Below are 14281 nucleotides of genomic sequence, written 5' to 3'. Positions count from 1 at the left end.
ACATATTTAATAATTATTGTCGGTCATAGACCGTTTTTGTATAGGACAAGTTTTCCATGTATGAATACTTGTATACAATTAAAAGTATACTTCCGCGGATTAGCATCCAAAAACACAGAAAGCGCCTTAGAGAGTATTCTCTAAGACGCCCTTGCCTTATTGTTTAAGATTGTACTTCGGTATACAATCATTGTCAAGCATGTTTTTAAAATTTTTTTCAATTTATTTTTGAAGTCACTGTTCCTTCGCACCAACACTGCTGTATAATAACGAAGACACTATCTAACAGATGAATATTTCAGGAGATTATCATGGGCAAGAAATCCGTCAGAGAAAATAAGAATATATACTTTGAAAGCAGAGAGGCTCTGGGGCTTACAAGAGCTCAGGCAAGTGAGCTTATAGGAACCATCAGCGAGAGCCGCCTTGAGAAGCTTGAGACGGAAAAGACTCTTGTCCATCCCGAAGATGTCATTGATATGGCCAATGCATACAAGCGCCCCGAACTGTGCAACTACTACTGCACGCATGAATGTCGTATAGGAAAAGATACCGTTCCGGAAGTTAAGGTTTCTTCTTTATCGGAGATCGTACTTGGCATGCTTTCAGCGCTTAATTCTCTCGACAGCCAAAAAACAAAGCTCATCGAGATAACCGCTGATGGCGTTATTTCTGACGATGAGCTGAAAGATTTTGTTGAGATACAAAAGCAACTCGACAATATAGATATGACGGTTGAATCATTAAAAATCTGGATGGCTAATATGATCGCCGATGGAAAGATCAACGGCAAAAAGCTCAAAGAGCTTCAAAAGTAAAGCGTTTTCTTAGCACTCCCTTCAATGGCATCACGCCTCATTGAAGATTCTTTTTCTCCAGCCGCCCTTCATATATCTAAGCACACATCCTATTCCGGTTATGGCCCATGTAAGTCCGTTGGTATACCAACAGCCCCACATTCCTATACCGGATATGGATACCAATAACGCTGCAAAGCCAAGTCTTCCGACTACTTCAAGAATTCCGTTTATCAAGGCAAAAGCAGCATCTCCTACGCCATTGAGCGTTCCTCTGAACACATATATCAGTCCCAAAAAGAAATAGAACATACTCGTTATCTTAAGACCCTGCGCACCGATCTTGACTGCGTTTTCATTGGGTGTAAAGAATCTTATTATATTCTCTCCCTGCGAAAACATAACAACCACCATTAGAACGCTGAAGGCCGCTATAAGCATCACACTCTTTATGCATCCGCTCTTTACCCTGTCGAGTTTCCTTGCGCCTGTATTCTGCCCCGTAAACGTTGAGATCGCTGTACCAAGCGATCCGAACGGTTGCTGTACAAGCTGCTCGATCCTTCCTGTTGCGGTATATGCAGTCATTACATCGCTCTTGAAGCTGTTTACAACAGTTTGCAGTGCCACGCAAGAAAAGGCTATAAGCGCGTTCTGAAGCGCAAGCGGAACGCCAAGTCTTATGGCGTTATCGATGATATTCATATCAACCTCGCGATGTCTTTTTTCTATCTGAAGATATGGATTGATCCTGATTCCCACAACTATCGATCCGATCATAGCGATAGTCTGCGATATAACGGTTGCAAGCGCAGCTCCCAAGACGCCCATTCCGAGCCATTTGACGGTTATAATGTCAAGGACAATGTTTATAAGGCAGGCAACCACCAGGAAGATAAGAGGTGTTCTTGAATCTCCGAGCGCTCTTAATATAGAAGAGATCATATTATAACCTGCAACAAGGATTGTTGCTCCGCAGACAACTCTCATATATGTAAGGGCATCTGCCATACACTCATCCGGTATCTTCATTATATTAAGAATAGGCTTTGCCAAGGTCACACTTATGATACTCATAAGCAGGCCTGCTACAAGCGTAATATAGATTGAGTTACCGACTATCTTCTTAACGTAGTCATCCTTACCGGCTCCAAAATGCTGAGAGATCATGATGCCGACTCCGGCTCCCATTCCCATGCAAAGAGAGAAAAAGAGAAAATTGACACTTCCGACCGCACCGATAGCGGGCATTCCGTATTTACCGCCGTAATGTCCCACGATAACAGTGTCCGCCATATTATAAAACTGCTGGAAAAGATTCCCCAGAAGCATGGGGATCGTGAACTTAATTAGAAGCAGAAGTTCATTGCCTTCTGTCATGTCGGTGACATATCTTTTATTCATATAACGCCTCATATGATAATCTGGGCAAAAGCTGTATTTTTAAGGCTTTCGCATATCTTCACTCTATCATTGTTTTGTGCAAAATAAAATAGTTTAAATTGTTATTTTTATCTAAAATTATGAACCGTATGACATAAAAAGAACGACCCGAAATATCGAGTCGTTCTTCTTATTATAAAACAACGTATTGCAATGAAACTTGTTTATGTTATCAAAGTGCCTCGTGGCATGTACGTGCGATAACGTCGAGCTGCTGCTCCTTAGTAAGGTTGATGAACTTAACAGCATATCCTGATACACGGATAGTGAAGTTAGCATACTCAGGCTTCTCAGGATGCTCCATAGCATCGATGAGCTTCTCCTTACCGAATACGTTAACGTTGAGGTGATGAGCACCCTGGTTGAAGTATCCGTCAAGAACGTTAACGAGCTTGTTTGATCTCTCTTCGTCGTCGTGGCCAAGAGCGTTGGGGTTCATTGTCTGTGTGTTAGAAATTCCGTCAAGAGCGTACTCGTAAGGAATCTTAGCAACAGAGTTAAGTGAAGCAAGAAGTCCGGCCTTCTCTGCACCGTATGAAGGTGATGCTCCGGGTGCGAATGAAGCGAATGCAGGTCTTCCGTCAGGTGTAGCACCTGTAGCCTTACCGTAAACAACGTTAGATGTGATTGTAAGGATAGATGTTGTAGGCTCAGAATCACGATATGTGTGGTGCTTCTCGATCTTCTTCATGAATGTCTTAAGGAGCCATACAGCGATCTCGTCTGCTCTCTCATCATCGTTACCGTATCTGGGGAAGTCTCCCTCGATCTTGTAATCTACAACAAGACCTGACTCGTCACGAACAGTTGAAACCTTAGCGTACTTGATAGCTGAAAGTGAATCAACAACGTGTGAGAATCCAGCGATACCTGTAGCGAATGTACGTCTTACGTTTGTATCGATAAGAGCCATCTCAGCTGCTTCGTAGTAGTACTTGTCGTGCATGTACTGGATAAGGTTGAGGATGTTTACATAGAGTCCTGCAAGCCAATCCATCATTACGTCATACTTACGCATAACTTCATCGTAGTCAAGAACGTCAGCTGTGATAGGAGCCATTTCAGGTCCGATCTGCATGTGCTTACCGTCTTTTGTAAGGAACTTCTCATCCTTACCGCCGTTGATAGCGTAAAGAAGGCACTTAGCAAGGTTAGCTCTTGCTCCGAAGAACTGCATCTCTTTACCTGTCTGTGTAGCTGATACGCAGCAGCAGATGCTGTAATCATCGCCCCAGATAGGACGCATAACATCGTCGTTCTCGTACTGGATTGAAGATGTTGTAACTGAAATCTTAGCAGCGTACTTCTTGAATGTCTCAGGAAGCTTAGCTGTGTAAAGTACTGTAAGGTTGGGCTCGGGTGAAGGTCCCATGTTCTCAAGTGTGTGGAGGAAACGGAAGTCGTTCTTTGTAACCATGTGACGTCCGTCCATACCAAGTCCACCAACCTCAAGTGTTGCCCAAACGGGATCGCCTGAGAAAAGGTTGTTGTATGAAGGGATACGAGCGAACTTAACCATTCTGAACTTCATTGTCATGTGGTCGATAAGCTCCTGAGCCTCGCTCTCTGTAAGTGTTCCCTCTTTAATATCTCTCTCGATGTAGATGTCAAGGAATGTAGATACACGTCCAACTGACATAGCAGCACCGTTTTGAGTCTTGATAGCTGCAAGGTAACCAAAGTAAAGCCACTGAACAGCCTCTTTTGCATTCTTAGCAGGTGCAGAAATATCATAGCCGTAAACCTTAGCCATCTCTTTCATTCCCTTAAGAGCTCTAACCTGCTCTGAGATCTCTTCTCTCTGACGGATGATGTGATCAAGCATTGTTCCGTCACCGCAGTTGTTGTAATCTTCCATCTTCTTCTCGATGAGGTAGTCGATACCGTAAAGAGCTACTCTTCTGTAGTCGCCTACGATACGTCCACGGCCGTATGTATCAGGAAGACCTGTTACGATGTGGCTGTGTCTTGCTGCTCTCATCTCAGGTGTGTATGCATCAAATACTGCCTGGTTGTGAGTCTTGTGATACTCAGTGAAGATCTTGTGGAACTTCTCGTTAACCTTGTAGCCGTATGTCTCAGCAGCTTCCTCAGCCATCTTGATTCCACCGAAAGGCATGAATGCTCTCTTAAGAGGCTTGTCTGTCTGGAGACCAACTACCTTCTCAAGATCCTTCATAGACTCGTCAATGTATCCGGGGCCGTATGCTGTAAGGCTTGAAACAACCTCTGTCTCGCACTCAAGAACGCCGCCCTTTTCACGCTCCTGCTTCTGAAGCTCCTGAAGCTTGCCCCAAAGCTTGTTAGTTGCATCTGTGGGATCAGCCAAAAAGCTCTCATCGCCATCGTAAGGTGTGTAGTTATTCTGGATGAAATCTCTTACATTAACGTCATCCAGCCAGTGGGTTCCTTTAAAACCTCTCCATGCTTCGTTCATATCAAAACTCCTTTCAAAGCAGTATTGTTAAATTATTATCACTTATACTGACCGAGAATTATATTACCATTTAGCATTTGGCCAAACATTGATTAGAATCAAGTTTTAAAAAATATTGTTAAAAAAAAGACAGCGCTTTTTTGCTGTCTTTTTCGGTATATCGATCACTTTAACCCGCGTAAAATCTGGGTTGCATTCTCCACACGCTCTTTAGACGGCGATTTTACGCCTTCCAGCTCGTACGGTATTCCGAGAACCTCGAATTTATGCTGGCCCAAAGAATGGTAGGGAAGAACTTCTATCTTTTTAACGTTAGAAAGATTCTCAATAAATGCTCTGGTCTTTCTGAGGTATTCGTCGTTGTCAGTGATATCGGGAACAAGTACGTGTCTTATCCAGATCGGCTGTCCGATCTCCGACAAATACTGCATTCCGTCGAGAATATTCTCATTGGGAAGTCCCGTGAGCTTCTTGTGCTCTTCATTATCGATGTGCTTGATATCAACGAGCATAAGATCCGTTACTTCCACAAGCTTTTTAAACTTGGAAAAGAAAGGTTCTTCTCTTGTAAAAGGCTGGAGCGCCGTGTCTATGCAGGTATTTATCCCACGCTCTTTTGCCTTGGTAAAAAGCTCTATAAGGAAATCAATCTGAAGAAGAGGCTCTCCTCCGCTTACAGTAATTCCGCCTTCTTCACCCCAGTAGCTTCTGTATCTCTCCGCGAAATCGAGAAGCTCATCGGGCGTTCTCATATCCTCCGACTTGGGATCCCATGTATCTGCGTTGTGACAGTATTTACATCTGAGATTGCATCCCTTTAAAAAAACTATAAATCTGATTCCGGGTCCGTCAACGGAACCGAAGGTCTCTATCGAATGAATTGCACCTTTAATCATAAATACTCCTAAATTACTGGTAAATATAAATATCCCTGAGGGCGTCTCTGTCAAGAACTTTGATCCTTGCATGACCTATCCTTTGGATCAGACCCTCTTTTTCCATCTCGCGCAGCTTCCTGCTGACTGTCTCCGTCCTTAAGTTGACACTCGCAGCTATATCATCGAGCTTTAAAACTATATCATCTTCTACGCTTCTGTCAACTCTGTACATTAAAAAGCCTGCCAGTCTTGCCATGGGATCTTTGGTTGAAAGCAGCATATTGCGCTCGTTGGCGTCATGAAGCTTTTTACTCAAAAGAATAATAATATTCATGGCAGCTGTCGGATTGTCAACAACCTTGATGAAATCGTCTCTGTGAATCGTGCAGATGGATGCATTGGTAAGACATACTGCTGAATACGGATAAATACTGCCATCCAGGAACATTCCTTCCCAGATGATATCGTGATCTGCAAGAATGGTGATGATCTGCTCTCTTCCGAGGGAATCATATCTGCAGAGTTTAACTCTTCCCTTTCGGATGATGCATATAGAATCTACCGGCTCACCTTCTCTGAAAAGATAACTGTTCTTTTTGAGCGTTTCATGAACGGAATGCTCCATAAGACTGACCTGAGCATTGACGGGAAGACCTTCCATGATAGGCACACTCTCTGTGCATAGTCCTCCGCAATCCTCACATATCTTAATGCCTTCTATGCCTTTTTTCAGCTCTTCTTTATTCTTTGAAGCCTGATATATTCCCTTGTTTTTCTGATCTTTCTTTTCGCTCATACAAATACCGAAAATACAAATAATAAAACCCACGTATCTTGCGCATCAACGACGAGCGCAATTTACTTGTGTGACCAAGCGTAGCAATAAGCCTGCGTCCTTGCGGCAAAAGGCTCTTCTTTCAGAAGTTTTCTTACTTCTTCTTTGGTATACCACCCGGGCTGAATTTCTTCAAGAGTAGAACTACTCTTTGCGAATGTTCCTGAAGCTCTTCCGACGCAGCATACATTCTTCTCGTTGGAAAAACCGACGGCGCTGTAACTCTCGCCGATCCAGTCATCTATGGCGATGATATCAAGCCCCGTCTCTTCCTTGAGTTCTCTTCTGGCGCTTTCTTCAGGAACTTCTCCGGGATCGATAAGTCCCGCGGGGAAGTTGTAAACCCACGCCCCTGCTGCCATTCTGAACTCTTTGTTTATCAGTATTTTCTCTCCGGTCTCGTCATGCATGATGAGCACGACCGCGTCTACTTTTTTATTTTTAATATCATCAAAGCCCTTGAGATCCGGATTTCTGCTGATTATCTCGTATGTCTTGTCTTTGTTGTCTACTGTCTTGTAATGCAGATTGTAGCGGGTAATAAACTCGCCCTGCTCTCTTTTTTCCAGATACTGAAAATCCATAGTTATTACCTGATTTTTGTAAATACAATGTGTTCGTACTTCTGTTTTATACTTAGAACTTTACAGAAGGAAGCTCGTACTTGCGCTCATAGAAATCAACTGCCTGCTCAAAGCCTTCTCTCTTTTCGGCCTTAAGTGCTTCGAGATAGCCGTGAGCATCGTATGCATCCTCATTAACTTCAATGATTCCGACAGCTATGTTACTGCAGTGATCGGCGATACGCTCGTAATCGGTTCCGATGTCGCTAAGATCAAAGCCCTGCTCGATCGTACATTTTCCTTTGCGAAGTCGTCTTACGTGACGACGTTTAACTTCTTTATGAATACCGTCAATAGCTTCTTCCAAAGGTTCGATAGTCTTGGCAACTTCAGGATCCTGCGTCTTAAGCGCATTGATTGACATATCCACGATCTCTTTTACCGCAGAAGAAAAGATATCCATCTCGCTCTGCGCCTTGGGAGTAAAGCTTCTCTTGTTCTCGCTCATTCCACGAGCCTTCTGCATGATGTTGAGCGCGTGGTCACTTATTCTCTCATAGTCTGTGATACAGTGCAGAAGCACTGAAAGTGTATGGCTGTCCTCAGGTGAAAGATGATGGTTGTTTATCTTCATAAGATAAGTTCCGAGCTGGTCTTCGTACTGATCGACCTTTCTCTCAAGATAATCAACCTCTTCCGCTGTCTCTTCCTTGAAATCGGTAATAAGGTCTACAGCCTTGTACAAGGAATCTTTTGCCATGTTAGCCATATCAATGGCTGCCTGTCTTGCCTGTTCAAGAGCAAAGGGCGGGTTTGAAAGGAAGCGGGGATCGAGTGTACGGATTCCCTGCTGTTCCTCCTGTTCCTTCTTCTCTTTTTCATCTATAGGAATTGTCTTAAGCGCAAGGTTTACAAGTAATCCCGCAAAAGGAAGCATGAGCGGCGTTGCGACTAAGTTAATAAGCGTATGAATTCCGGCGATTCCTGCCATTCCGATCCTGTTGCCCATAAAAGAAAAATGAACAATGCTGTTTACTATATAGAAGATGATCATGAATGAAAGGGCCTTGATAAGGTTGAAGTAAAGGTGCATAAGAGCAGTTCTCTTACCGTTCTTGTTGGCACCGAACGATGAAAGAATGGCTGTGATACAGGTACCGACCTCAGCTCCCACAACAACAGGAATAGCGACGCTGTATAATACGGGAACGTCTCTTGCGATTGCCTGGAGCACACCGATAGTACCGGCCGAACTCTGGATGACCATTGTGAAAATGATTCCGACCATGAAGCCGATTATTGGATTGCTGAAGGTTGTAAGTAGCTGTTTGAACTCCTCGTTGGTCTTAAGGGGAGCCATGGCATCCGACATGCTGCTCATTCCAAACATAAGAACAGAAAATCCGAGAAGGACTGTTCCGATGTTTTTCTTCTTGTCGTTCTTGGAGAACATATATAGAGCTATACCTATCATTGCAAGGAAAGGTGTAAATGACTTGGGTTTAAGTAAGCTTACAAAGAAATTCTCACTGCTGATACCGTTAAGTGAAAGAAGCCAAGCTGTAAATGTTGTACCGAGGTTGGCACCAAGGATAACATTGACTGCCTGCTTAAGAGTCATAATTCCCGAGTTAACGAGACCGACTACCATTACGGTAGATGCGGATGATGATTGAACCAGTGCGGTAACACCGACACCGAATAAATACGCGATTATAGGATGCTTGGTTACTTTGGCAAGTACACTTTCAAGCCTTCCTCCGGCGGCCTTGGTAAGACCTCCGCTCATAACATTCATTCCGTAAAGGAACATCGCAAGACCACCTATCAGTCCTGCTATCAAAGTAAATAATTCTTTTGGGTCCATTTCTCCTCCATAGGCACTCATCATTAAGAGCTTCACTCTCCGTACCTATCAAACTATAATCCTTCTGTTACACATATATATTAAAGGATGTAGAGGAAAAAAGCCACCTTAAATTAAAGGATGCCGAAAAACACTGCGTTCTTGGCTTGTTCTCCGGCATCTGATATTATAGCTGTTTCATCAATCTTACATACTTGCCTCTTGCGGCGTTTGGTTGCTTGGCACCTCCCGTTTTCACGGTATTATACTCTTCGCCGTAGATATTCTCTTCAACTTCTACGGTATCAAGCTCCGTAAATCCAAGCTTTTTGCATAGGTTGATCGATACGGTGTTTTCTTCTTTTACAAGTGTCTGGACTTTTTCAAAAAGAAGGATCTCCTTTCCGTATTGCAAGATCGCATCGCAGGCTTCATAGGCATAGCCTTGTCCCTGATAGTCTTTTCCTATAAGAAAGCCAAGTTCGATATCATCAAAACCGTTTCTTACGGAATAGCCTGCTCTTCCGATGACGGTATTGTCATCTCTTTTTACTACGGTCCATATTCCAAAGCCCATAAGGCCGTAAACTTTTTCTATGTAATCCTTCTGATAGCGCTTTTCATCGTCGGGATTTTCAAAGAGTCCCTCCATATATCTTGTCATCTCGGGATCTTTGTATAGCTCATAAAATCTGTCGACATCATCAAGAGTCGTCTCTCTTATAAGGAGTCTTGGCGTCTTAATGACTTCCCACGGAAGATGCGCATATCTCTGATAAGCCTTTATATATGAATCGATGTCGACGTCTTGAATGTCGGTAAAGACATATTTAAGCCCGGAGAAATCCTCGTTCTTATTAAGCTCATGAGATAATCCGACAACATAGGCGCCTTCGTCCGTAAGGAGTTTCGCCGCCAGACTTGAATCCGTAAGGAAAAGAGACTCTTCCAATGAAGCGCTTCCTGATGAATCCTGAGCTTTCACGCCGGCTTTATTTTCATCACCTACAGCGCCAGAAAGCTTTACAGTCACCTCGAACCCACAGCTCTTCACATAATCAGCCGCCTCATTAATATTTGCTGCGACTTCATTGTCCGTCATATTTTTTTTATCTATATAAAACAAAACCTTTTTCAGCACTTCTTACTCCTGTTATCTTATGCTCCAAACATCATGTCTCTTCTATTATACACACTATTTACCGTGTCTTACACATAAGAAAAAGGATTCCCTAAGGAATCCTCGCGTTCATAATTTATTTACAATTAATTAAAAGAATGGTTACCTCAAATCATCTTTTGTACATACTCGCCTGTTAATATAATATTGTCAGATGAGTTAAGACAATACCAAATAAAACTTTTTCATAATATGCCAGGTAAGTTAACTTACCTGGCATCCTCCCTTTTTAGGGTCTTTTTTTATTTCTGTCCGTTTCCAAGAAGGAAGCTCTCCATATCGGCAACTGCAGATACTTCGTCTGTTCCCTCAGCGATCACTGTAACTTCCTCACCCGAATTGAGGTTAAGTGTCATCATTCCCATGATACTCTTGGCATTTACTTTCTTGGACTGTGCCTCGATATGCACTGTGCTCTCGTACTTGCTCGCAAGCTGAACAAGTTCAGCAACGGGTCTAGCCTCAAGCCCTCTGGGCAACTTGATCTCAACAGATTTTGTTAACATAGATTTTTCCTCCTCATCTCAGCTTTTCAGCGAGCTCACTTAACTTTCTAAGACGATGATTAACACCGGATTTTCCTACAGGTGGCTCCAGGTAACCTCCAAGCTCCAGAAGTGTTGCATCCGGATGCTCAAGCCTTACCTCTGCCATTTCTCTAAGACTGTCCTGCAGATTGTCGAAACCGTAATGGTCTCTTATATACGTTATGTCCTCTATTTGCTTGGTGGCTGCATTAACCGTCTTGGTAATATTGGCAACCTCGCAGTTGACTCTTCTGTTAATGGAATTCCTCATCTCCTTGACTATCCTGAGATTCTCAAGATTCATAAGGCTTACATGAGCCTCCATGATATTTAGAAGATCAACTATCCCCGAGCCCTCCTTCACGTAGAGTACATAATATTTTTTGCGTACAACTATGCGGGCCTCGATATCAAAACTTTCGATCATCTCCTGCAGCTGAACCGCCTGAATCTCACGGTCGCAGACAAACTCAAGATGATAACCCTTATTGGGATCGCTTATGGAACCAAGACACAGAAAAGAATCTCTGATAAAAGCTCTTTTACAACACGAATTCTTGGTGACCATGGGGCTGATACCGTCTTGTAAGTCCTTAAGCTCTCCCTCGGGAGTAACGAGCTTAACTGCCTTGAGACAAGCTTCAAGAACCGATCCGTCAATCGATACAAGCCTGTAAATACGGCCATTCGCCTTGATATCAGCATCTTTCTCAAAAATGCTAGTTCCTATATTAAATGCTTTTCTTAATAATGTAAAGAACTTTCTGACTATCTGTTCATTGTCGGCCTGAAGGAACAGCTTCTTTTGCCCATCGCTGCCCACTTTCACGTATCCTATGGCGGATATTATCGCCGCTATCTCGGCCAGTTGACAATGTCTCGAATTCCCGAAATGCCCTACAAGTTCTTCTTTAACATCCGATGAAAAAGACATATCTCACCTCAGTAAGTATCACTTAGCGTGTTTAACGTCCCTGTGTGCCAGCTTAAGTCCGAAATTTCCGCCCGAAGCCTTGAGTCTGTCATAGAGCTCGTTGGCTATCGTAACGCTTCTGTGCTGGCCTCCGGTACAACCAATCGCTACAACCAGCTGATACTTTCCTTCCTGAACATAGCCCGGAATAAGGAAAGTAAGCATGTCCGTCAGCTTATCAAGGAACTCTCCGCAAGCAGGGAAGCTCTTAACGTAATCCTGAACGGGTTTGTCGTTTCCGGTCTGAGGTTTAAGTTCATCAATATAAAACGGATTCGGCAAAAATCTTACATCAAAAACAAGATCCGCATCCGAAGGAATACCGTACTTAAATCCAAATGAAAGGATTGTTACCATAAGAGAATTGTAGTCTTCATTCTTAACGAAGATCCTATCAAGCTCTTCCCTGAGTTCTCTTGTAAGAAGCTGGGAAGAATCAATAACGTAATCCGCGCGCTTCTTGACCTCTGCAAGAACCTCTCTCTCCTTGGCAATACCGTCTTCGATACGATTGCCCGTGGCGTTGACGTTCATGGGATGAACACGTCTTGTCTCTTTGTATCTCTTGATGAGCACCTGATCGCTCGCGTCCATGAAAAGAACTTCAACAGGAATTCCCCTTTCCTTAAGGGAATCAATCATTCCGGCAACCTGGTCAAATCTCTCACCTGCTCTTGCGTCAATTCCAAGAACAGCCTTGTCAATCTCGTTCTCGGGGAGCGTTATCAGCTCAGCAAACTTCTCGATAAGAGAAACGGGAAGATTGTCTACACAGTAGAATCCCGCATCCTCGAGCATATGTATCGCGGTAGCTTTTCCGCCGCCGCTCATTCCGGTCACAATGACGAACCTCATAAATTACCCTTCCTTACATATCCTTCAAACAAAAACTGCTCAGAACTCGCCAAGCATTATAACTTCAGGTTCAAGCTCCACACCCGAAGCCTGCATTACCTTTTCTTTTACTTCGATTATAAGCTTATAAATATCGGACGAAGTCGCTCCGCCCTTGTTGATAACAAATCCGCAGTGCTTTTCTGAAACCGCGGCGCCGCCGACACTGTATCCGCGAAGCCCCGCATCCTCGATAAGCTTACCCGCAAAATATCCTTCGGGTCTTTTAAAAGTAGAACCTGCGCTTGGATATTCGAGCGGCTGCTTGTCCCTTCTTCTTGAAGCAAGCTCCGCCATCTTTGCGGTTATGGCTTCTTGGTCACCCTTTTCAAGCTGTAACGCAGCGGAAAGAACAACGTATCCTCGTCCCTTTATCGCAGTGGTCCTGTATCCGAATTCCATGGTTGAATTATCAAGCACCATTATCTCGCCCGAAGGAGAAAGCACCGTAACCTCTTTGGTCACCAGCTTCATCTCACCGTCATAGGCTCCCGCGTTCATGATCATCGCACCGCCTATTGTTCCGGGAATCCCCGCAGCAAACTCAAATCCGGCAAGAGAGTTATCCCTTGCAAAAGATGCTATGGCTGAATTAAGTGCACCCGCTCCCGCCTCGATCGTCGTGTCGTCCTTGAGCGTAACCTCGGAAAACTTCCTAAGTGAAATAACCGCTCCGTCAAAGCCCTTGTCCGAAACAAGAATATTGCTTCCGTTTCCGAGGATAAAAAAGTCTTCGGAAATTCTTTTTAATACAGCAATAACCTCTGTAAGCTGCTCGGTGTCTTCCGGACTTATAAATAAGCTCGCAGGCCCACCCGTCTTAAACGTTGTGTGCCTGCTCATATCTTCGTTCTCTATTACATTTTCGGATGAGACAATCTGTCTCATATACTCAACTACTTCTTTATTCAAAAAAACTTTCACCTCTATAAACGTCTGACTATAGCCTTTTCAGACCTCGCTCTATCAATACAGAAGCATCTTAGCTGCGCCAAATACTCCCGCATCGTTTCCAAGCTTTGCAAGAGCAAACTTAGCATCTGCACAGCCTGAGAATACATACTTCTTAAAGCTTGGCATCAAAAGATCAAAGAGCATATCGCCGGCCTTGGAAACACCGCCGCCGATAACGATGATCTCAGGGTTAACAACAGTTGCAACCGCTGCGATACCTTTTCCGAGATAATAGCCATACTTGTCGGCACAGATCTTTGCGATCTTATCGCCGTTCTTGGCTGCATCGAAAATATCTTTACAAGCAAAGTCCTTGCCGCGAAGAACGCTGTCATCGTCGTACTCTGCGAGAACTCTTTTTGCAATTCTTACTGCACCGGTTGCGCTCGCAAACTGCTCAAAGCAGCCGTGGTTGCCGCATCCGCATGCATCGGGCTCATCATCTACAAGATGGATGTGTCCGATCTCTCCGCCCGATCCTCTTGAACCTGTAAGGATCTTGCCTTCGTTTATGATACCGCCGCCAACTCCGGTTCCTAGTGTAACAAGGAGCATATTGGGATAACCCTGTCCGCCGCCCTTCCACTGCTCGCCGAGAGCCGCAACGTTAGCATCGTTTCCTGCCTTAACGGGAAGCTTAAGTCTTGAATGAAGCTCGTTAACTACATTCATCTTTTCCCAGCCAAGGTTAACCGCCTGATGGCAGATTCCGTCGACATTAACTGCACCGGGAACACCTACGCCCGCACCGATAACTTCAGAATCGTCAATGCCCTTTTCGTTCATCTTGGCTCTTATGGACTGCGCAACATCGGGAAGAATATTCTCTCCGTGATTCTCGGTCCTTGTGGGAATCTCCCAAACCTCGATCTTCTCGCCTGCCTCAGTGAGAAGTCCGATCTTAACCGTAGTTCCTCCGATATCTACGCCAAATACATATCTGCTCATTTTCTA

The 14281-nt window shown here is 44.0% G+C and carries 13 protein-coding genes; 1 reads left to right on the top strand and 12 read right to left on the bottom strand.

From position 1 onward, the window contains the following. Positions 1–311: 311 nt before the first annotated feature. Positions 312–818, top strand: coding sequence for a helix-turn-helix domain-containing protein (locus tag D6853_RS10430; protein ID WP_120657960.1), 507 nt, complete (start codon positions 312–314; stop codon positions 816–818). A 30-nt stretch (positions 819–848) separates the two neighbouring features. On the opposite strand, the gene D6853_RS10425 is transcribed toward D6853_RS10430, so the two are convergent. From D6853_RS10425 to D6853_RS10370, 12 genes are all read right to left on the bottom strand, one after another. After that, entirely contained in the window at positions 849–2201 is a 1353-nt protein-coding gene (locus D6853_RS10425; protein WP_120657959.1) for an MATE family efflux transporter, read from the bottom strand. Between the two features lie 211 nt (positions 2202–2412). Continuing rightward, positions 2413–4677, bottom strand: coding sequence for a formate C-acetyltransferase (gene pflB, locus D6853_RS10420; RefSeq protein ID WP_120657958.1), 2265 nt, complete (start codon positions 4675–4677; stop codon positions 2413–2415). A gap of 164 nt (positions 4678–4841) precedes the next feature. Next, positions 4842–5573 (bottom strand): pyruvate formate-lyase-activating protein, encoded by a 732-nt coding sequence (gene pflA / locus D6853_RS10415; RefSeq protein WP_120657957.1) that lies wholly within the window; start codon positions 5571–5573, stop codon positions 4842–4844. A gap of 13 nt (positions 5574–5586) precedes the next feature. Next, positions 5587–6351: a Crp/Fnr family transcriptional regulator gene (locus D6853_RS10410; protein ID WP_120657956.1), complete on the bottom strand. Its 765-nt coding sequence runs from the start codon at positions 6349–6351 to the stop codon at positions 5587–5589. 62 nt (positions 6352–6413) lie between these two features. Continuing rightward, positions 6414–6974: an NUDIX hydrolase gene (locus D6853_RS10405; protein ID WP_120657955.1), complete on the bottom strand. Its 561-nt coding sequence runs from the start codon at positions 6972–6974 to the stop codon at positions 6414–6416. 52 nt (positions 6975–7026) lie between these two features. After that, positions 7027–8820, bottom strand: coding sequence for a Na/Pi cotransporter family protein (locus D6853_RS10400; protein ID WP_120657954.1), 1794 nt, complete (start codon positions 8818–8820; stop codon positions 7027–7029). Between the two features lie 166 nt (positions 8821–8986). Further along, entirely contained in the window at positions 8987–9940 is a 954-nt protein-coding gene (locus D6853_RS10395; protein ID WP_120657953.1) for a GNAT family N-acetyltransferase, read from the bottom strand. 281 nt (positions 9941–10221) lie between these two features. Further along, on the bottom strand, positions 10222–10485 hold the full coding sequence (locus D6853_RS10390; protein ID WP_120657952.1) for an HPr family phosphocarrier protein: 264 nt from the start codon (positions 10483–10485) through the stop codon (positions 10222–10224). Positions 10486–10498: 13 nt separating this feature from the next. Next, entirely contained in the window at positions 10499–11440 is a 942-nt protein-coding gene (gene whiA, locus D6853_RS10385) for a DNA-binding protein WhiA (protein WP_120657951.1), read from the bottom strand. An 18-nt stretch (positions 11441–11458) separates the two neighbouring features. After that, positions 11459–12334: an RNase adapter RapZ gene (gene rapZ, locus D6853_RS10380; RefSeq protein ID WP_092246507.1), complete on the bottom strand. Its 876-nt coding sequence runs from the start codon at positions 12332–12334 to the stop codon at positions 11459–11461. A gap of 39 nt (positions 12335–12373) precedes the next feature. Next, positions 12374–13285 carry a UDP-N-acetylmuramate dehydrogenase gene (gene murB / locus D6853_RS10375; RefSeq protein WP_330542127.1) on the bottom strand — a complete coding sequence of 304 codons (912 nt, stop codon included), beginning with the start codon at positions 13283–13285 and terminating at the stop codon, positions 12374–12376. Between the two features lie 54 nt (positions 13286–13339). Further along, on the bottom strand, positions 13340–14275 hold the full coding sequence (locus D6853_RS10370; protein ID WP_120657950.1) for an ROK family glucokinase: 936 nt from the start codon (positions 14273–14275) through the stop codon (positions 13340–13342). Between the last annotated feature and the right edge of the window lie 6 nt (positions 14276–14281).

The sequence above is a fragment of the Butyrivibrio sp. X503 genome (genome assembly GCF_003625475.1).
Classification (GTDB): Bacteria; Bacillota; Clostridia; order Lachnospirales; family Lachnospiraceae; genus Butyrivibrio.
This window is presented reverse-complemented; position numbering and strand designations above follow the sequence as displayed.